This window comes from Parabacteroides gordonii MS-1 = DSM 23371 (assembly GCF_000969825.1).
GTDB lineage: Bacteria > Bacteroidota > Bacteroidia > Bacteroidales > Tannerellaceae > Parabacteroides > Parabacteroides gordonii.
Genome location: NZ_KQ033919.1, coordinates 1,207,276 through 1,227,460 on the forward strand (window position 1 = coordinate 1,207,276; position 20,185 = coordinate 1,227,460).

A 20,185-nucleotide genomic window follows, 5' to 3' on the forward strand; every position below is an offset into this window, starting at 1 on the left:
GCGTTTGACAGGTTATTCTTGCACAAGAATAGGCGATTGCGGTTCTTTGCCCGATCAACAGACTCTATTACTAATATATATAATGTATATGAATAAGATTCTTTTTCTATTTTGGATATGCCTTTCCGGCTGCCTGCTTTCTTCCTGCTATGACGAAAGTAATAAATACGGCAACGGACTGGTCGATTCGGTTTTTCGCAATATCAGTACCGATACCTCAACAGTCGTCATCACTTCCGTACTGATCGACTCGCTGGAAACATCCGGGACAGGGGTGGCACTGATCGGAGAATATACGCATTCGCTTTGGGGTACGATGAAATCGACGGGATATATACCTTATACACGCCCCACTTACAGCACGGATATCAGCAAGACAGTAGTGTTGGACTCACTGATCCTGTCGCTGTCGTACGGTAGTTATTGCCTGGGCGATACCTTACAGTATCAGCAGTTCTCGGTTTACCAGCTAACGGAAAAGGTTCTCCTCAACGACAACGGTTACTTATATAATACCTCTTCCTTTACCTACGATCCTACTCCTATAGGTAGTTGCAGGTTCAAACCCCGCCCATTGGCCGGCAACAGATTGGAAATCCGCCTGCCGGACGAATTGGGGCAAAACCTGCTGACCCGTTTCCACGAACGGGATGAAGCAGTGTCGTCCGAACGTTTTGAGAATTACTTTAAAGGAGTCGTTATAGTTCCCGACAATCCGGACAGCCATTCGATACTCTCTTTCCAACTGGCCGATACGATGTCGACAATGGTATTGCATTACCATATCATCGGGGAAGAGAGTAACGAGCAGGAGCTGGTGTTCGCCCCTAACACCTCCACTCACTTCAGCCATATCGATCACGACAGGAGCGGAACCCTGATGGAGCCTTATCCTGCAAAGGACGTTGAAATACCTTCCAAAGCTCTCGACAACCGGGGTGTATTATTCGGTGGGTTGGGTTGGTTCACCCGGTTGGAGTTCCCCCACCTCAACAATATCATGAAACTGGGGGAAAGGGTGGTGATAGAGTCGGCCATGCTCAAACTGTACCCCGAACTGGGCACCTACTCGGATATAAATGCGCTCCCCGACAGTATCTATCTCTATATTGCCGACGAGAACAACGTCGTTACCGATGCCGTAAAAGACTACCTCGGATCGGAGGTTCAGGGCGGAACGCTTGTAAAAGATAATGTATATAATGAAAATACGTATTACTATTTCGATGTCACCGACTTTATGCAGCAGGAACTGGGTACAATCGGAATAAACAAGCATAACCTGCAACTGGTGCTGAACGAAGACAGCTACACCCAAACATTCAAGAACATGACCTTTGGCGACCGTCAAAGCAAATCGCCCATCGTATTACAGCTAATCTACAAAATATATGAAAGCTATTAAGTATATATTCTCTTCCCTCCTGCTGACTGCAACGGCAGCAAACGCGCAAAATATTATGACTTCCTCGCCTTATTCCATGTTCGGTATCGGTGAGATCGTAACCGGATTGTACGGCTCCAATTCGGCGATGGGTGGGGTTTCCACCGGGATGCGTCATTCCTCGTTGATAAACACAGAGAACCCGGCCGGACTTTCGGGGCTCGACTCGTGCAGGCTCTTTGCCGAAACGTCCGCCTTCGCCAAAAGCGAATCGTATAAGTCGAAAAGCGGAAGCAGCGATGCTTTCTCCGGCAACGTATCGGCTTTTGCGTTAGCCGGACGGATCATGCCCCGCTGGTATATGGCTGCCGGGCTGACTCCTTACTCGTCGGTCGGTTACTATTTCCAGAGTACGCAGCCGTTGGAAGGTTCGCCCAACTCTTACTATACCAGTACCTTCGAAGGATACGGCGGTCTTTCCAAGGTGTATCTGACCAATGCCTTCATGCTTTCCAAACATTTGACCGTCGGGGTGAACCTGAATTATATTTTCGGGAATATAAAGGCGTCGGAGAATCAGGGTAGCATGACTGTCGAAAACAAAATGTATACGAATGCCTTTTATGCTGATTTCGGGATCCAGTATCACCGGAATATTGCCAAGGATAAATCGATTACGCTCGGGGCGGTTTACGGATACAAGCAACATCTGAAGATGGATAATTCGACCATCATAACGAACGGGAACGTGGAAACGGAAGAAAGCGACAAGAGTTCCTCCCAATATATCCCGCAGTACATGGGGATCGGCGGATCGTTGGTCTACCGGAAATGGACGTATGCGCTCGACTATAAGTTTCAGCAATACAGCTCCATGATATCCAACGACAGCCGGGTGAAGTTCAAGGATGCACACGAAGTACGTGCCGGAGTCTGTTACTTCCCGAACGGGTATTCTTCAAGCAGCTATTGGAAACGGATGTCTTACAAAGCCGGACTGGACGTCTCCACCCCTTATATGAACATCAGCGGGCAATCCGGCCTTTCATGGCGGGCCAGTTTAGGTTTCGGCCTGCCTGTCTCCAACGGACAGATCAACGCCGCCCTCTTCTACGACCGCACCAAACTAAAAAACAATACCTACCAAAAAGACGTCATAGGGATAACGGTGACTTATACGTTGAGCGAGTTGTTTTATAAGATAAAGTTGTAAGGGTTTTCAATAAGAAAAGGGGCAGATCAATTAAACCTGCCCCTGCAATATATCAAGAATATAAATTATTTATTTGGAAGACGTTCCACTCTCCAAGATACTGACAATAGAAAATAGGGTAAAACAAATACCACCTAATCCAGCCAAAACCCTGGCCGGTACGAAATAATATCCATGAACCGAGCCCATTTCAAACAGGAAAGCGGAAAGGAACAGGCAAGTCAGTGCCGTAAAGATCGGAATTAACGGTATACGGTTGGATAGCTTGAACTCGTGCCGCCATATCTTCGACAACAGGATCACTTTACTGGATATGCTGAAACAAACTAATCCAAGTCCGATCATGATATAGCCGGTAGCACCGCTTGCCGCATTGGCTGTCGCCAGGATCAGGATTATTCCCCAGATAACACACAGGCTACCCATGATCAATACCATGATCGGCCATATTTCACGTTCGGTCGGTGAAAAGATATTCCGTATCTGGCGGGCAATAGTGGCGACCAATGCTATCAGGCTGGTACAGATACAAGCCAATCCGATCATCACATGTCCGGCCACGAAATATTTGGAACCATGCCCGCTGTTGGCCAGCAACCAGAAAGCCCATATCCAAGCAGCTAGTGCAATCAGCCCGGCAATAGCGATCAAGGTCAATCCCTGTGCACGGGTAAACGCTTCGGGCGGGACATCGTGATCCGTCTTTTTGGAATTGACGGTGATCATCGTAAAGCGGGTGGAAGAGGTAGCCGTAGTAGCCACACAAGCTGTGATCAGCCCTACTCCGCAGATAACATGACCGGCTACGAACGATGAAGTATCGGGCGATTCCATTATATGGATCCCGATGATCACCGTCAGCAGTGCAGACAGATAACCGAGTGCCGGAAGTGCGTACCGGCTCACCATCCCGAAGGTGTTTATGATCTGCCGGATAATCGTTGCCGCTGTGGAAAAGAGAGCGATACAGATCATCCCCAGAGAGAATACTACCGGCCCTGCCACAAACTTACCCGGATCTGTTCCATATTCATAAACGAACAAACCATAACCGAAACAAAACAAAGCCATCAACAAGGGGATTGCCCTAAATAAAACACTAATGCCGTAATTCATAGTCTATTTGTTTTTAATTTTCCTCCAAACAGACGGAATCACGGCATTGTTTCTCCAATTACATTTTTATAGAATCTTTTTAGTTATCAGGAACAGGATCTACCTATTCCTGCAACGCCAGCCGCCCCATAAGGGCAGGCAGGTAAGAATCGCTGATGGGGATCAACTCCTCACCGATGCGTATCCTTTTCCGCTCGATGTAGCTGATATGGGAAAGAGCTACGATATAGGAGCGGTGTACACGACAGAACAATCCGTCGGTAAGATTTTCTTCAAATCGCTTCAGGCTGACCTGCGAAAGCAAGGGTTTGCCCGTTGTACGATGAATCTTGACGTAATCGCCATAGCCTTCCAGAAAAAGGATCTCCTCTCTGCGAAGGCGAATGATCTTACTTCCTTCCCGAACAAATATAGGTTGCTCGGTTTGTTCCTTGTGCAAAACGTCATGCACGTCAGCGAGTGCTTTATCCAACTTCTCAAAATAACCCATCAGGGTGTTCAACGTAGAAGCATCTCCATCGAAAGTAATACATTTCAACATAGTTGATTCTCTTTTTAGTTTACACTACAAATAAATAAGAATATTCGGTGAACAAAGGTTAACCACCGATAAATGGTACAACTTGATCGGTGAATCGCCCGAAGTGGCAGGGTGAAAAAACTTGCTTTTGTGATGCAGTATTCCACCGGAAAACTATTCCATCAATATCCACTTTTTAAATACAGGCGTCTTTGTCTTGCTGATAATGATACGTTCGGGAACGGGTAAGGTCAGGTTGACCGACAGGCGACTGCCGAACCAGAGGTCGATATCCTTGATGGATTTACGGGCGATGATAAACTGGCGGTTGGCACGGAAGAAGTCTTTCAGGTCGAGCTGGTCGCTCAGGGTATCCAGCGTACGGTCTACCGGGTGTTGCTTTCCGTCGGAAGTATAGGCGGTCACCTTTTCGTTCATCGTATAGAAATAAAGGATCTCCTCAACCTGTAAGGGATAGAATTTGTCGGTGAGCATGATCAGCAGGCTCTTTATCACATGCCGTTTCTGGATCGTGTCATTCGTTTGCCGGATATGTGCCAGACGTTCTTCCGGGCTGAACACGCGCAACTTACTTAAGGCACGTTCCAGGGAAGCCAGCGTAACCGGCTTCAACAGATAATCGATACTGCTTACCTGAAAGGCCTGCAGGGCATACTCGTCGTAAGCAGTTGTAAAAACAACGGGAGCTTCGATCTCTACCTGCTCAAAGATCTTAAAAGCCGAGCCATCTGCCAGGTGGATATCCATAAAGATAATGTCGGGATGAGGTTCTTCCCGAAAATATGCCACGCTCTCCTCAATACTCTCCAACTCCGCTATTACTTCGATCGCAATAATGGAGTTCTGCGCCAGGATAGCCTTCAGGCTACCTACAGCAGCAGTTTCATCTTCAATAATGACAGCTTTCATACAATCTTTTCGTTTCGATAATTCATAATTCATGCTTTGACCGGCGTATCCAGCAAAGGGAGAGAGACTTTGAAGTATTCTTTCCGGTTGGAGATCGTAATATCTTTCCCGGTCAGCAGCCGGTAACGTCCCCAGAGATTTTTAAGTCCGATGCCGCTGCTATGTCCCTCCTCCACCTTCGGTTGTACTTTATTGGACACCACCAAAGCATGCTCTTCTGTAGTATAAATGTCGATTTGCAACGGATACTGCTTACTGATCACGTTATGTTTGACTGCATTCTCGATCAGGGGCAGCACGCTAAGGATGGGAAGATAGCAAAGCAGAAGAGCGGGAGCCGCTTGTATTGAGAAGAATAGCTTGCCTTCGTAACGCACGCTCAGCAGATAAGTGTAAGCTTTTACGAACTGTAATTCTTCTGCCAGGGTGACCATTTCTTTCTTGTTGCTCTGTAGGATATAGCGGAACACGTTCGACAGTTCGTCGAGATAAGTCAGCGTTTGTTCCTTCTCGCCGTTTCGTATCAGCGAATTCAGGCCATTCAGGGAATTAAAGAAAAAGTGGGGGTTGATCTGTCCCATCAGGGCGTTATAAGAAGTTTGGAGTTTCTCGGTCTTGAGTTTCTCATATTCCAGCATCATCTGTTGTTTTCCATTCAGCAGGCGTATCAGAAGGACACTCAACAAGACAGTCAGCAGGATAAGTAGATGTTCTGTCAGGAATGGCCTCGGATGATCTATTCCCCGGCTGAGTGTTACAGCCATACGATGATCGGGCGGCCCGGGTTTTACTGCCATATCGGGAGCCCGCTCCATAACCGTAAAGCTATCCGCCCGAAACATTTCATCCATCTGCAGGAGATCCGTCATGATGAAACGCTGTACGCCGGGGTATAAAAGAAACAGTGCCACCCCGCAGACGATCGTCAGTACAGCCGCCAACAGCATCGTTTTATATTCTTTATTATGGAACAGGCGGTCGCCCAGCTTATATATCTGCGAGTTCAGCATAAACAACAGAAAGGCATACATGAAGAACCAGAACAGGGAATAGTAAAGGAACTCGTCCCCGAACGAATGCCTGCCACGAAAAGGCAAATCCAGCGACTGCATCTTATAAGTAAGCATCAGCATGGAAAAGTTAACAAACAGGCTTAACAGCACTGACACGATAAAACCAATCACCAGATTGTTTTTTACGGAATGTTGCATAAGAATAGTATTTATAATGGTCAAAGATAAACCTATTCAGCAGTCAAAGGGAAATCAAACCGACGAAACGGACAAAAACATCGGCGAAACGCCCGCATAAGGGCATAAAAAAAGGTTACCCGCAATGAGTAACCTTTTTTTATGGCAATTAAACCCCGAAGGATTAGAATCTTCTTTCTTTGATTCTTGCTTTCTTACCAGTAAGAGCACGCAGGTAATACAATTTAGCGCGACGTACTTTACCAAGTTTGTTTACAGTGATGCTTTCGATGAACGGAGATTCCATCGGGAAAATTCTCTCTACACCTACGTTTTCAGACATCTTACGAACTGTGAAACGTTTTTTGTCACCATGTCCTGAGATACGGATAACTACACCTCTGTACTGCTGGATACGTTCCTTGTTACCTTCTTTGATACGGTAAGCTACTGTAATAGTGTCACCACTCTTGAATGAAGGATATTCCTTCTTCGTAGCAAACGCTTCTTCTGCAATCTTAATTAAATCCATTGTTTTATAGCTTTTTAATTGTAATTTTAAACGAAACGCAATATAACGGGCTACTTCTCCCGACAGAGATTGCGCAAAGCGGATGCAAAGTAACGAAAGATTTATTTGATACGCAAATAGTTTAAGTAATAATTCACTCGCTATGACCTATTTCTCTTTATCCGAACGATTGTCTAACCTTACTTTTGCACGCTCTATTGAAAGTCTAAGCTTTTCTTCAAGGATTCTCTTATCCGGTAGCTTAGTTAAATAATCTGCCACTCTAATATTGCATTTATCCAGTTGCATCAGCTCAACATGCTCCTCACTTTTCCCAGCACAAAGGATCAATCCGATTGGTTGATTTTCTCCTTCCATCATTTCATAACGCTCCAACCATCTCAAATAAAGTTCCATTTGTCCTTTATAAGAAGCTTTAAACTGACCCAACTTTAGTTCTACAGCAACAAGACAACGCAATCTCCGATGAAAAAACAAAAGGTCAATATAATAATCTTCATTATCAACAGTAATACGTTTCTGTCGGGCAAGAAAAGCAAAATCACCTCCCATCTCAACGATAAAGCTTTGCAATTCTGCGATAATAGCCGATTCCAAATCATTCTCCGAATAAGTATCCTTCAATCCCAAGAAATCGAGAAAATAAGGATCTTTGAATACAAGATCGGGAGATAATTTTTCCTCTTCTTTTAATGCTTGAAGCTCGCTGCTGATTGTTTCTTCCGGTTTCTGACTGATAACAGTACGTTCATATAACATGGAATCAATGCGTTCACGAAGAATACGAACACTCCAACGATCCATTTTACACATTTCTATATAGAAATCTCGTTTTAAGCCATCTTCAATAGGTAAAACCTCTTTAATATGCGACCACGTCAATTGTCTCCACAGTGTAGAGACAATTGGTTTCTCCGGAAATACCTGAAAAAATCGCATACAATGCCGTAATTGTTTTTCACTCCATCCTTTTCCATATATTAATGTAAGCTGCTGTGACAAAGATGCAACGACCTGCTTGCCATATTCAGCACGCTCATTCTTCAGTATATCCTCACTAATTAGTTTGCCTACAGACCAATAAAGCATACTTATTTCTGAATTTACAACGGAAGCGACTCGGAGACGACTTTGTTCGATTAACTGTCTGACATTTGTCAAAAGAGCAGGACTCTCAAATAAACATTCTTTATTTCCCATTTGGATTCTTTATTTCATAGTTAATAATATTATTCCTTTGATCAATCAGATACAAAGATAGATAAAACATTTACTTCACTCAGGTAAAACTTCAACTAATTTTCCTATTTTTGAGGGATAATAATGATAACGTGAAGATGAGGAAGATACTTACAATACTGTTTTGCGCAGTGTGTTTATTAACTGCCAAAGCACAGACTATTCCTAATATGTACCGTAACGTCGATCAGGCAAAAATGAATCACTGGGTAGATTCGGTGTTTGACGCGATGAGTTACGATGAACGGATCGGGCAACTTTTTATGGTGATCGCCGAACCGAAATCAGACAACCGCAACATGCAACGGCTCCTGCGGTACGTAAATGAAATCAAGATCGGAGGTATCCTTTTCCATAAAGGCAACCCGGTGACGCAAGCTGAAGTGACCAACCGGCTTCAAAAAGCCTCGCGCGTACCTATGTTTGTTTCGTTGGATGGAGAATGGGGATTGTCGATGCGTTTAAGCGGTACGACCCGTTTTCCCAAGAACATGATGCTGGGAGCGATCGAAGACAATAAACTGATCACCGAATATGGAAAAGAAGTAGCCCGCCAGTGTAAAGAACTGGGGATCCAGATCAACTTCGCCCCCGACATAGATGTGAACAGCAACACCGACAACCCGGTAATCGGCCTGCGCTCCTTCGGAGAGAATCCGGTAGCGGTAGCGGACAAAGGCCTCGCTTATGCACGCGGTTTGGAAGGGGAAGGTATTATCTCTGTTTCCAAACATTTCCCCGGACATGGAGATACCTCGGAAGACTCACACAACACACTACCTTCCGTACATCATGACCGGGCACGTCTGGACAGTGTCGAGCTCTATCCTTTCAGACGATACATATATGATGGATATGCAGGTGTTATGACCGGGCATCTTTATGTTCCGGCTCTCGACAAAACACGCAATCTGCCCTCTTCCCTCTCCCGCCCGATAGTCACCGGATTGCTGAAAGAGGAATTAGGATTCAGGGGGCTCTGCTTTACTGACGCGCTGGCCATGAAAGGTGCGACGACCAGTAAGCTGGACAATCCTTCGGTAAAGGCTTTACTGGCAGGCAACGATATCCTGCTGGCTCCGGCCGCCCCGATCAATGACTTCACTGCCGTGAAGGAAGCGATAGACGAAGGTATCCTCAATATAGAAGACATCGAAGCCAAATGCATCAAGATACTTCAGTATAAATACATTACCGGTCTTAACAAATATAGTCCGATAGAGGTCAAAGGCTTAAGCAAGCGACTGAACTCGCCGCACGCCGCCTGGCTGGCCGCCAAACTGAATGCGGAAGCAATCACGCTGCTTAAGAATGAAGCCGACATGATTCCGCTCCGGCAACTGGATAAAAAGAAAATTGCCGCCTTGTCGATTGGTTCACCCGTAGGAAACGATTTCCAGGAGATGCTGGGCCGTTACGACTCCGTGGCCTGCTTCAGTATCAGCCGTAGCTCGACAGCGGCACAAGTTCAGCAGGTTTACAGGCAACTGGAAAAATACGATGTTATCATTTGCAGCATACATACCGTGCGGATACCGGAAAGCCAGTTGCTCCGCACACTGGCCAGCAAGAAAGAACTGGTTTACGCCTTCTTCACCCTGCCCTATTTCTGTAAAGACTACAAAAACTCCATACAGAAAGCCAAAGCAGTCGTCATGGGATATGAAGCGACTCCCCTGGCTCAGGAATATGCCGCCCAACTGATATTCGGAGGTATCCCCGCCAAAGGAAAACTGCCTGTTACCATCCCCGGACTTTACTATGCAGGAACCGGCATTTTTACGGAAAAGACCCGGCTGGGTTACCATGAACCCGAAGAAGCCGGTGCCAACCCGATACGCCTCGATGTGATCGACTCCATTGTAGAAGAGGGACTGGAAAAGAAAGCCTATCCCGGTTGTCAGGTGCTTGTGGCGAAAGACGGCATGGTGATCTATGACAAATCGTTCGGCTATTTCGATTACAGCGAGCGCCAGCCTGTACGGGAAAATTCGGTCTACGATCTGGCTTCCGCTTCCAAAGCAGCCGGCACTTTACTGGCAGTCATGAAGGCGTATGATGAAAAGAAATTCACGCTCAACAATAAGATATCGGAATATATCCAGGAGCTGAAAGACTCCAATAAAAAGGATCTGAATATAAAGGAAATGCTCTACCACCAGTCGGGCGTAGTCTCCACCATCAACTTTTACCTGAATGCCATCGACAAAGACAGCTATAAAGGTAGTCTCTACAGCCGCGAAAAGAATGCCACCCACCCGGTGCGCTTCGACGCAAAGACCTTTGTCCGCAACGATTTCAAATACCTGCCCGACCTGGTTTCCGATAAGAAGAAACCAGGTTTCACGACCGAAGTGGCACGTGACTTCTATCTCCACGACTCTTTCAAAGACAGTATCATGCAGGAGATAAAAGACTCCCGTCTCGGTACACGCGGCAAATATGTGTACAGCTGCGTCAACTTCATCATGCTGAAGATGATGGTGGAAAACCAGATGAAGCAACCGATGGATCAACTGCTCCACAACGATTTCTACAGCCGCCTGGGCGCCCGTCACACCACCTATAACCCATTGAAAGTGATGGATACGTTGCAGATCGTCCCCACAGAAGACGACCGGTTCGTGCGTCGCCAGCTGATCCGGGGATATGTGCACGACGAAGCTGCCGCTTTCCAGGGTGGCGTATCCGGTAATGCCGGACTGTTCTCCAACGCCAACGACCTGGCAAAGGTTCTGCAACTGTTCCTTAACCAGGGGAAGTACGGCAATGAGCAATACCTGTCGCCCGAAACCTGCCGTCTCTTTACGCAAAGCAAAAGTCCGACAAGCCGCCGCGGGCTGGGGTTCGACAAACCGGCCGTAGGTTCGCATAAAGGTTCGCCCTGTAGCAGCCTGACACCGCCATCCGTCTACGGACATACCGGATTTACAGGGACTTGCTTCTGGGTGGATCCCACCAACCAGTTACTTTATATATTCCTCTGCAACCGGGTCAACCCGTCACGCGCCAACAGCAAGCTGAGTGCATTGGATATACGAACACGCATACAGGACGCAATCTATAAGTCAATTGATAGAAAAAGCCAAAAAGATTAGTATTTTTGCAGTACCTTATATAACAACATTAATTACTAAAAACAAATAAAGTATGCTATTCGGACACGGTGACGACTTTTACAACTCACAGAACGAAGTAAAGATAAACTTCAGCTCCAATGTATGGCACGGCGCCAACCTTGAAAAGCTCCAGGTACATCTCAACGAGCAATTCAATAAACTGACACGTTATCCGGAACCGGATGCCGCTTCACTCAAACGGTTACTCGCCCGTCGATACGAAATAAAAGAAGAGAACGTAGTAGTAACCAACGGTTCCATTACCGCTTTCTATCTGATCGCCCAGGCATGGAGAGGGGCCAAATCGATGATCGCTGTTCCGTCCTTCTCCGAATATGAAGACGCCTGCCGCCTGCATGAACACGAAATCAGCTTCTTCTCCACTTCCGACGATCTCTCGGAGCTTTCTTTGGAAGGACAGGATTTCTGCTGGATATGCAACCCGAACAACCCGGATGGCAAACTGCTTCACCGCACGGAGATACTCGGATTGCTCACAGCCAACCGCAATACGAAATTCATCATCGACCAGGCGTATGTTGCCTTTACTACCGAAGATATGCTGAAACCTTCGGACGTAAAGAACCATCCGAACCTGATCCTTATCCAGTCTATTTCCAAAGCGTACAACATTCCGGGACTGCGTATCGGTTATCTTGTCGCTTCTCCGGAAATTGTAAACGAGGTAAACAAATATATCATTCCCTGGTCTATCAATGCGATAGCACTGGAAGCGAGCAAATATATCCTGATCCATCCGGCACAGTTCACTTTGCCCATCCGCAAATGGCAACGCGAAACAGCCGAACTGATCTACCAGTTGAATAAATTCGATAACCTGGAAGTGATCCCTTCTTCCACAACATTCTTCCTTGTCCGTCTGAAAAAAGGGACAGCTGCCGAACTGAAAAAATACTTGTGGGACAACTACGGCATCCTGGTTCGCGACGCGTCCAACTTCCGCGGACTTGATGAAACATACATCCGCCTGTCTACCCAAACGACAGCCGAAAACCAGATACTGATCGATGCCATCCGCGAATGGTTCAATCAGCAGTAAAAGAACACCGACACAACGAGCATAAAAAGGGGGACGATAATATCAATCGTCCCCCTTTTGCATACACTCCTATTAATACCGTTTAGCGAATAATCACCTTTTGTGATACTTCACCGATACGTACGATATAGAAACCGGCACGCAACTGCATATTGTAGTCGCCCGATACGCCACGAAGCTGTTGCTGCAAAGCTCCGGTACCACTAACTACATATACGTCGGAAGTTTCCGGTACATGTATATATAAGGTAGAACCGACAGTCCATGCACGGGCTGCATCTTCAACGGTATCTTCAATGCCGGTAGCCGTATTCTTAACGATACCTGATACCACGATCTTAATATCTGTCTGAATATTCTTGATTGTATAACTGCCGTCGGCATCTGCTGTGATGGCTTTGCCGTCTACGGTTACAACCGGTTTCGACTGGTCATAATCTTTATCCAACGTGATTTTGAAAGAGAAGCTATCGCCTGCATCTACGGTTGTCTTTTCGCCTTTGCTGAAAGTAGCACCTGTTACCTTATCAAGTGATACGGTGTAAGTAGGTGTCGACGGATTTGACGGCTCATCCGGAGTACTTGTGTAAAACTGAACAGAGGCAGCCTGGGTGTAAAGAGTGGTGGTCTTTGCAGGTTCTCCTTTATTTGTACTCTTCACCTCGCAACGATATTGTGTCGTTCCGTTCGCAGACTTGGTGATCTTCAGGTCTTTCTCAGTACCATTGCTACTTATATTACTCCAACTATTAGCAGAATACATCTGCCATTGATAAGAAAGATCACCTTTTACCGATGTAGTACCAACAGACAGAGTAACTTCGCTTCCGGTTGTTGACTTACTTGTTGGTTGGGAAGTGATAGACAGATCGGCATCACCATCAACAATAACGATTGTAGCTGTCTTGTCAGTAAATACTCCGTTGTTTTCTACTGTACCAACAGCACCATTGTTTGCAAGGGCCGCACGTGTTCCGATAGCCATTGACTGAGTGGCTACGGCAGGGGCAGCTTCTGCATTCTGCAATGTCAGCGTTCCGGCATTGGTGATCTTTTCGATCTGATTGCCTGATTGCAAAGTGATCTTGGTTTCTTTACTTGCAGCTAAAACAACCTCGGTAATCTTTGCCTCATTCAATACAATCTCACCGATTGACTCATTCAATGTCAATGCAGAACTAACGGTTGCGTTGTCAATGGTCAGTTGTTCGGCACTTGTACCGGCAGCAACTATTACAGTTTCTATTGTTGTAGGAGTCGTTCCACCGTCACCGATCTTGTCGACTGGGTTTTGTGCAGAAATATCAACCTTTTTTGTTTCACCTGTTATAACACTCAGGTTAGTTACAGTTGTTTTTCCGGTCTTTTTTACTCCGCCGTCAATTACGTCCAAAGCTGATTGAATAGTCCAGGTAAAGACATTCGTTGCACCTCCGGCAGCATTGAAAGCACCTTTTGTATGACTCTCATTATCATTATCTGCTGTATCATACGACCATTCCGGTTTCAGATCCGTATTACCGTTTGTCTTAATAGTAACACCTTCCATCTCAGCCAGCAGAAGTTTGACTGCTTCTATATCAGCTGCTACTTCCGGCAGTTTGTATGTGGCGGGAACTACTACTTCTGTTATCTTTTCTGCATCAACGGTAAACTTGATGATAAAGTTCTTTTTAGCAATACCGTCTTCAGCAGTGATGGTAAACTTAAATTCTGTTGTTGCTTCTGTGATTGGAACTTCAAATGTTGTCGGAGTTACTACTTCTTCTGTAGGTAGATCATTGACAGAGCTTGGAGCCTGTTCTACGGTCGGAGCCACTGTTGCAGTCTTATCGGCCGGGGTAACAGATACTTTTACTGATGTTGTGTTGAAAGGAACGGTTACGTCGTTGGTTCCGGCTTCTGCTTCTTTAGGAGCGTTAATATCTACAGCATCACTTCCCTCAATCTGATAAGACAGTGCGGAGATAGAAGCATCCTCGCTTGCAGGTTTTGCTCCAACGGTGAAGTTGATAGTGACATTGCGGGTTTGTATTCCATCTTCAGCAGTGATGATCAGTTCTAATGAGCCTGTTCCTTCATCAAGAGTAACTTTGAATTCTGTAGCCGGATCTTCCTGACCAACTTTAGCTGTTGCATAGTCGGTACTTGCTACATTAACAGTGATCTCTGCGTCCAAAGCAGTTTCGTAGGAAAGTTCTATATTGTATTCTGTTTTATTTAAGTCATGCTCATCAACAGCTGTCTCAGAACCGCCAGGTACCGTATAAGTAAATGTAGATAAATCAGTACTTGCTTTTGCAGCCTCGTTTTTGACTACGGCTGTTCCGGTTATCTCTACAGCCGATTCTGGATTAACTAATTCACCTAAAGCCAGTTCCCATTTGAAATTATTCGTCTTGCCACCGGCAGCGTTATACGGCTTACTTCCATTGTCAGCTACGTCATAAGACCAGGTGATGGGTAGCTCAGTAACAGTTGTTTTTGCTGATGTAACAGTAGCATTCGCATTTGAACTCTGAAGAGCAGTAACAACAGCAGAAGCTTCAGTATAACGGGCTGACAGCTGTTCAACCGTGATATCGTTGACTTTAGTCAGCTTGTCTTTAGAAACAAATGTGATAGTGTAGTTCTGAGGTTCACCACTTTCCGGTGTTACAGTGAATGTTGCGACATCGGAAAGACTGTTACTTGCAGAAGAAACACCATTGTTATTTGATACCTTTGCTAAATCTGTAGCTGTGACCGTTGGGATTAAAGTAATATTTGTTCCTGCAGCTACAAACTGGTTCAAAGGAACCTCGTACGTATAACCTGAGGTAATTTCAATGGGTTGAGGATCGCCGTCACCTATACTGTAAGTTAAACTTTTTAAACTAGCATCCGTGCTCTTTGCTACGGCTTCAGCTTTAACTGTGACATCACCTGTAAGCGCAAGATCGCTACCTAGTGTAATAGTTCCATTCTCATAAGTGAAATTTGTTACACTAACATCTGCATCCAAATCCCCCTTCATAGTAATGGTAATGCCGTCTGCTGCCGGTAGTTTGTGAGTCTCGTCGCTTCCTTCAGTAAGGGCGATGACGATTGTTCTGTCAGGTCCTGCTTCTGCAGTTATTGTTCCACCTGAAGTCATTTTCAACTTGCCTGCGCCAGACTCTTCGGTAAAAGTAACATTTTTATTCGTAGCCAACACCTTCCCCGACGTTAGCAACGTAATCAACAACAAGCTTGCTAAAAACATAAAGTGAGAGAATAGGCCTTTCGCAGCCTTGGTTCGTGTACTGCCGGACGGAGTCGAGAGTCCGGTGATTGTCATCTTTACTTCCGACGATGACTGGTCGGTTGAGAGTAAATTTACCCTGTTCATATCAATACAGTGTTTGTTTATCCAGGACTTCCCCTAACTGGATGATTAAAAATAAAAGAGGCGCAGGAAGCTGTTGATATGTGTATCTTCAAATGAGGCTCTCGACTGCCCAACCAAGTGATACGAACAACAACGACCCACGCCCTTTTATCTTGTACATCCATACAAACATTTGCACACAGCAATGCCTATGAACAGATATAACAAGGAAAGGTACGTGAGCGTTTTAGTTGCTATTATCCACTTGGTTTGAAATTGTCGAGATTTCATTTGAAGGATAATATCTTTAAACGCTCTTGTAATCAATAAAATGTACTGACCGATAACTCTATACCGGGGTACGAGGGCAAAAGTAGGGAGTCTTATCGGATAAAACAAGTAAAAAGAAAAAAGTTTTTTTGAGCGTTGCGGGTTCAGCGTTCATTCAAATTCAATACCCAGCTGATATTCAGACGGATACAAGATAAAACCAGGAGCATTTTCGGGTTCATAGTGCCTTCATAGGGGCTTCATTTCGCCTTCATAATGTTCAGTTATTGACAACTTTGAATCAAAAATACGCTTTTCGATAACCGGAATAATAAAATAATACTTACATTTGTCGCGTTACCCGCTATTGGGTAATAGACCATTTAAACCATTAACATATGGAAAGATACGTGAATGTCATGCTCGATGCCGGCTTCAAGGCTGTCTTCGGGGTAAAGCAAGTAGCCATTGATTTTATCAATGCCGCCCTTCAGGGTGAACGCCAGGTGAAAGACCTGACCTATCTCGATAAAGAAATCCAACCGGAAGTAGTAGAACAACGCACGGTGATCTTCGATCTCCTTTGCGAAGATGTGGACGGGACAAAATTTGTCTTGGAAATGCAGAATTGCCCGCAACGTTATTTCTTTAACCGCGGATTATATTACCTTTGCCGAATGATTTCCCGTCAGGGAAAGAGCGGACGGGACTGGCAATACAGCCTTCTTCCCGTCTACGGTATCTACCTGTTGAACTTCAGCCTGCCTGAATTTCGTAGTTGGCGTACGGACGTAGTCCTGGCCGACGAGGCAACGGGTAAAACTTTTGGTGAGGTCAAACTGAAACAGATCTATCTGTCGTTCGACCTGTTCAATCTGACAAAAGAGGAATGCACGACACCTCTCGAAAACACGGTTTATATCTTGAAGAATATGAATTTATTTGATATGTCTCCGTTCAAGGAGAAAGAGGATGCTTTCAGACGTTTGCTCGACGTGGCAAACCTCAATGCGATGACCGACCACGAGCGTGCCATCTATGAGGAGAACCTGAAGATTTACCGTGACTGGCATGCTACGATAGAATATGCGGTTGAAGAAGCTGAGGAGAAAGGTTTGAAAAAAGGAATGGAGAAAGGTAAGACTGAAGAGCAAAGACTGATTGCTACTAAATTAAAAAAGCAGGGAGTCAATATCGAAACGATTGCCCAATGTACCTGTCTGTCGGTGAAAGAGATTGACGAATTGTAATTAATGATTGCATAATATATTGAATCAGCCGGGTTGTATTAATACATAATACCCCGGCTGATTTTGTTTCACTTCCTGCCAGATTTAAATGTTTCAGTTCTTCCTATAAATGAATGTTTTCGGTGTAAGATTATAACGACTCTATCTCCTCTACCGACAAACCTGTACATTTTGCAATGCCGGTAGTCTCTATACCCATACGTTTCATATTTACTGCCGTCTGACGTAAGGCTTCTGCCTTTCCTTTAGCCTCTCCTTCTGTAAGACCTTCCGCTTTTCCTTCGGCAAGGCCTTCGATCCGGCCTTCCCATTTGGCGGTGTCGAGAACATCGTTCTGGATCATGATTACATTCAGGTGCTCGTCATAAGCATGCCGCTCCTGCGAGGACATGGAGTAATACTTTAGTTTCTCGCGGGCTTCACGAAGGCCGGGTGTTGTCGTATCGGGACGGATCGTGCCGTCTTTCAGGTATTTGATCCATTCGTCCAAAGGCGTTGTGGCTACTTTATCGAACTCGTTTACACGGATCAGAATGTATTCAGGGAAGATCTCAGCAGGCAGGCGGGTGATGACTGCATCACGGTCGCGCATGTTGATACGCAGACGGTCGCCTGTATGCACACCGGTGAAATGATTCTGTCCGTGGTAGAAATAATCCGTACCTACACCGAGATCGAAGTAAATAATACTGATGGAGTAGACTTTCTTTACCTTCTGATAACCTTCCCCCAGCGAGATATGCTCGGTGATAGCTTTGGCCACGCCATAGAGGATACGTTCGAGATAATGTACTTCGCGGGTGTTCTGGATTTCGACGATGATGATCTCGCCTTTGCTGTTCAATGCTTTGATGTCTACACGGTTGAACTTGTCGCTGGCACTTTCCTGGTTGCTTTCGCTTTCGAGGATTTCAAGGATACGAACCTCTTCCCGCAATACGACTGTCAGGAAACCGTTAAGCACATCGAAGTTGGCCTTCTGGCGCAACAAACGCTTGATGGCCCAATCGAAGCGGATATACCGGTCTTGCAACTCTTTTCTTTCATTCTCTGCCATGACTTTTGGATCTAAATTTTTCATAATTAAGTGTTTTATGTGTTACGTAATTCACAAAGATACATATATTAATGGATGAACTGGTAGAGTCGGCACATTTTTTCCAGGCAAGAAGTGTTTTATATTTGAGGAACCGAGCCGGCTATTCCTTAATAGAACATCCGGATGGGATGGGTCTCGCAAACTAAGCTCGTTACATAGGAAAGCTACCCTTTTCTCTCCCGACATCTAACCATTTTTCTCCTGACTAATAGATTCGTACAATATACTTTGCATAATAGTAAGGCATGCCTTACATATTCGTATATATAGCCTTACATATTTGTAAAGCACACCTTACTTATTTCAAATAGCAGAGCTAAATGATTAATAGTCCTATGCTAAGACCTTAACATTCCTATGCTACCGCCTTAGCTTTCGGCATAGAGCCGGAAAGAACAAAGCCGTCCCCGAAGGAACGGCCTCTTATCATTCAAAATCAGACCTTATTAGTTTTCTTATTTCTTATATGTCTTGTAACCATAAACAGCCAGATTACCCAACTCTTCTTCGATACGAAGCAACTGGTTGTACTTAGCCATACGATCCGAACGGCTTAATGAACCGGTCTTGATCTGTCCGGAGTTGGTTGCAACAGCGATATCGGCAATTGTAGCATCTTCCGTTTCACCCGAACGGTGTGAAGTAACAGAGGTGTATCCGTTGCGGTGAGCCATCTCGATAGCATCCAATGTTTCGGTCAATGTACCGATCTGGTTTACTTTAATCAGGATTGAGTTGGCACAACCTTCTTCAATACCTTTCTTCAGGAACTCAACGTTCGTTACGAACAAGTCGTCACCTACCAGCTGGACACGATCACCTAACGCCTTTGTCAGATGCTTCCAGCCTTCCCAGTCGTTTTCATCCATACCGTCCTCGATAGAGTCGATCGGGTATTTGTTAACCAGATCCAACAGGTAAGCAACCTGTTCGGCAGCAGTACGTTTAGCACCGTTGGCACCTTCAAACTTCGAATAGTCATAAATGCCTTTCTTATCATAGAATTCGGAAGCAGCACAGTCCATAGCGATCGTTACGTCCTTGCCCGGTTCGTATCCGGCAGCTTTGATGGCAGCCATGATCGATCCCAAAGCATCTTCCGTACCGTTCAGAGCCGGAGCGAAACCGCCTTCGTCGCCAACAGCAGTGCTCAGACCTCGGTCGTGCAATACTTTCTTCAATGCGTGGAATACTTCAGCACCCATACGCAAGCCTTCGCGGAAACTCTTTGCACCAACCGGGCGGATCATGAATTCCTGGAATGCGATCGGAGCATCGGAGTGCGAACCTCCGTTGATAATATTCATCATCGGAACAGGCAATACATAAGCATTTGTTCCACCGATATAACGGTAAAGCGGCTGGTCGAGATAGTTGGCAGCAGCTTTAGCTACAGCAAGAGATACTCCAAGCATGGCGTTTGCACCTAGTTTGGATTTCGTCTTTGTTCCGTCCAAGGCGATCAGTTTATGGTCGATCTCGCGCTGGTTCAACGAACTCATACCGATAATGGCAGAAGCAATGATCTTGTTTACATTGTCAACGGCTTTCAGGACACCTTTGCCACCATAACGCTTTTTGTCACCATCACGAAGTTCGATTGCTTCGTTTTCGCCGGTTGAAGCACCGGAAGGAACGGCTGCACGTCCAAATGCGCCACATTCAAGAAGTACATCTACTTCTACTGTCGGGTTTCCACGGGAATCAAGGATCTCTCTACCTACTACTTTTTCAATTTTCATAACCTAAATATTTAGTATTCTATTATTTTTCACTCAGTACAAATATAACAACGAGTGCGCAAAGATTGTTGTCGAACCGCCATAGAGTTTTTCAATGAATAAATAGAGGACTTTCTTTTTCTATTCAATATTTTATCTAAATTTGGTGCCGGATTAGTAGACATTTTTCCTT

14 protein-coding genes are annotated in these 20,185 nt (G+C 45.3%); 5 read left to right on the top strand and 9 right to left on the bottom strand.

The window, feature by feature from the left end; genetic code table 11:
* Positions 1-88: 88 nt before the first annotated feature.
* On the top strand, positions 89-1,405 hold the full coding sequence (locus HMPREF1536_RS04910; RefSeq protein ID WP_028730694.1) for a DUF4270 family protein: 1,317 nt from the start codon (positions 89-91) through the stop codon (positions 1,403-1,405).
* The gene (locus tag HMPREF1536_RS04915; RefSeq protein WP_028730693.1) at positions 1,392-2,597 is read left to right on the top strand and encodes a BamG family beta-barrel-assembly machinery protein; all 1,206 of its coding nucleotides are present in this window, start codon (positions 1,392-1,394) and stop codon (positions 2,595-2,597) included. Before HMPREF1536_RS04910 ends, HMPREF1536_RS04915 begins: the two co-directional genes overlap by 14 nt.
* Before the next feature lie 69 nt (positions 2,598-2,666).
* Here the strand turns inward: HMPREF1536_RS04915 and HMPREF1536_RS04920 are convergent, their stop codons facing one another.
* From HMPREF1536_RS04920 to HMPREF1536_RS04945, 6 genes are all read right to left on the bottom strand, one after another.
* Positions 2,667-3,713 (bottom strand): DUF2776 family protein, encoded by a 1,047-nt coding sequence (locus tag HMPREF1536_RS04920; RefSeq protein ID WP_028730692.1) that lies wholly within the window; start codon positions 3,711-3,713, stop codon positions 2,667-2,669.
* A gap of 103 nt (positions 3,714-3,816) precedes the next feature.
* On the bottom strand, positions 3,817-4,254 hold the full coding sequence (locus HMPREF1536_RS04925; protein WP_028730691.1) for a LytR/AlgR family response regulator transcription factor: 438 nt from the start codon (positions 4,252-4,254) through the stop codon (positions 3,817-3,819).
* 153 nt (positions 4,255-4,407) lie between these two features.
* On the bottom strand, positions 4,408-5,163 hold the full coding sequence (locus tag HMPREF1536_RS04930; RefSeq protein WP_028730690.1) for a LytR/AlgR family response regulator transcription factor: 756 nt from the start codon (positions 5,161-5,163) through the stop codon (positions 4,408-4,410).
* 29 nt (positions 5,164-5,192) lie between these two features.
* Positions 5,193-6,374 carry a sensor histidine kinase gene (locus tag HMPREF1536_RS04935; protein WP_028730689.1) on the bottom strand — a complete coding sequence of 394 codons (1,182 nt, stop codon included), beginning with the start codon at positions 6,372-6,374 and terminating at the stop codon, positions 5,193-5,195.
* A 163-nt stretch (positions 6,375-6,537) separates the two neighbouring features.
* Complete coding sequence (rplS, locus tag HMPREF1536_RS04940; protein ID WP_028730688.1) at positions 6,538-6,885, bottom strand: 50S ribosomal protein L19; 348 nt, start codon at positions 6,883-6,885, stop codon at positions 6,538-6,540.
* A 147-nt stretch (positions 6,886-7,032) separates the two neighbouring features.
* Positions 7,033-8,085: a PDDEXK nuclease domain-containing protein gene (locus tag HMPREF1536_RS04945; protein ID WP_028730687.1), complete on the bottom strand. Its 1,053-nt coding sequence runs from the start codon at positions 8,083-8,085 to the stop codon at positions 7,033-7,035.
* A gap of 137 nt (positions 8,086-8,222) precedes the next feature.
* Here HMPREF1536_RS04945 and HMPREF1536_RS04950 point away from each other — a divergent pair, with 137 nt between their 5' ends.
* Both HMPREF1536_RS04950 and HMPREF1536_RS04955 read left to right on the top strand, forming a co-directional pair.
* On the top strand, positions 8,223-11,222 hold the full coding sequence (locus HMPREF1536_RS04950; protein WP_028730686.1) for a serine hydrolase domain-containing protein: 3,000 nt from the start codon (positions 8,223-8,225) through the stop codon (positions 11,220-11,222).
* Between the two features lie 52 nt (positions 11,223-11,274).
* Complete coding sequence (locus tag HMPREF1536_RS04955; protein ID WP_028730685.1) at positions 11,275-12,303, top strand: pyridoxal phosphate-dependent aminotransferase; 1,029 nt, start codon at positions 11,275-11,277, stop codon at positions 12,301-12,303.
* Between the two features lie 82 nt (positions 12,304-12,385).
* On the opposite strand, the gene HMPREF1536_RS04960 is transcribed toward HMPREF1536_RS04955, so the two are convergent.
* Positions 12,386-15,673, bottom strand: a complete 3,288-nt coding sequence (locus HMPREF1536_RS04960; RefSeq protein WP_028730684.1) for a hypothetical protein — start codon at positions 15,671-15,673, stop codon at positions 12,386-12,388.
* 647 nt (positions 15,674-16,320) lie between these two features.
* On the opposite strand from HMPREF1536_RS04960, the gene HMPREF1536_RS04965 reads away from it, so the two are divergent.
* Positions 16,321-17,172: an Rpn family recombination-promoting nuclease/putative transposase gene (locus HMPREF1536_RS04965; protein ID WP_046151781.1), complete on the top strand. Its 852-nt coding sequence runs from the start codon at positions 16,321-16,323 to the stop codon at positions 17,170-17,172.
* A gap of 130 nt (positions 17,173-17,302) precedes the next feature.
* Here the strand turns inward: HMPREF1536_RS04965 and HMPREF1536_RS04970 are convergent, their stop codons facing one another.
* Both HMPREF1536_RS04970 and eno read right to left on the bottom strand, forming a co-directional pair.
* Positions 17,303-18,253 carry an Rpn family recombination-promoting nuclease/putative transposase gene (locus HMPREF1536_RS04970; protein WP_044193837.1) on the bottom strand — a complete coding sequence of 317 codons (951 nt, stop codon included), beginning with the start codon at positions 18,251-18,253 and terminating at the stop codon, positions 17,303-17,305.
* A gap of 473 nt (positions 18,254-18,726) precedes the next feature.
* The gene (gene eno / locus HMPREF1536_RS04975; RefSeq protein ID WP_028730681.1) at positions 18,727-20,013 is read right to left on the bottom strand and encodes a phosphopyruvate hydratase; all 1,287 of its coding nucleotides are present in this window, start codon (positions 20,011-20,013) and stop codon (positions 18,727-18,729) included.
* Between the last annotated feature and the right edge of the window lie 172 nt (positions 20,014-20,185).

Bases quoted from the DNA above. Each gene is read 5' to 3' on its own strand.
- HMPREF1536_RS04910 (WP_028730694.1), top strand. From the start codon at position 89: ATGAATAAGATTCTTTTTCTATTTTGGATATGCCTTTCCGGCTGCCTG.
- HMPREF1536_RS04915 (WP_028730693.1), top strand. From the start codon at position 1,392: ATGAAAGCTATTAAGTATATATTCTCTTCCCTCCTGCTGACTGCAACG.
- HMPREF1536_RS04920 (WP_028730692.1), bottom strand. From the start codon at position 3,713: ATGAATTACGGCATTAGTGTTTTATTTAGGGCAATCCCCTTGTTGATG.
- HMPREF1536_RS04925 (WP_028730691.1), bottom strand. From the start codon at position 4,254: ATGTTGAAATGTATTACTTTCGATGGAGATGCTTCTACGTTGAACACC.
- HMPREF1536_RS04930 (WP_028730690.1), bottom strand. From the start codon at position 5,163: ATGAAAGCTGTCATTATTGAAGATGAAACTGCTGCTGTAGGTAGCCTG.
- HMPREF1536_RS04935 (WP_028730689.1), bottom strand. From the start codon at position 6,374: ATGCAACATTCCGTAAAAAACAATCTGGTGATTGGTTTTATCGTGTCA.
- rplS (WP_028730688.1), bottom strand. From the start codon at position 6,885: ATGGATTTAATTAAGATTGCAGAAGAAGCGTTTGCTACGAAGAAGGAA.
- HMPREF1536_RS04945 (WP_028730687.1), bottom strand. From the start codon at position 8,085: ATGGGAAATAAAGAATGTTTATTTGAGAGTCCTGCTCTTTTGACAAAT.
- HMPREF1536_RS04950 (WP_028730686.1), top strand. From the start codon at position 8,223: ATGAGGAAGATACTTACAATACTGTTTTGCGCAGTGTGTTTATTAACT.
- HMPREF1536_RS04955 (WP_028730685.1), top strand. From the start codon at position 11,275: ATGCTATTCGGACACGGTGACGACTTTTACAACTCACAGAACGAAGTA.
- HMPREF1536_RS04960 (WP_028730684.1), bottom strand. From the start codon at position 15,673: ATGAACAGGGTAAATTTACTCTCAACCGACCAGTCATCGTCGGAAGTA.
- HMPREF1536_RS04965 (WP_046151781.1), top strand. From the start codon at position 16,321: ATGGAAAGATACGTGAATGTCATGCTCGATGCCGGCTTCAAGGCTGTC.
- HMPREF1536_RS04970 (WP_044193837.1), bottom strand. From the start codon at position 18,253: ATGAAAAATTTAGATCCAAAAGTCATGGCAGAGAATGAAAGAAAAGAG.
- eno (WP_028730681.1), bottom strand. From the start codon at position 20,013: ATGAAAATTGAAAAAGTAGTAGGTAGAGAGATCCTTGATTCCCGTGGA.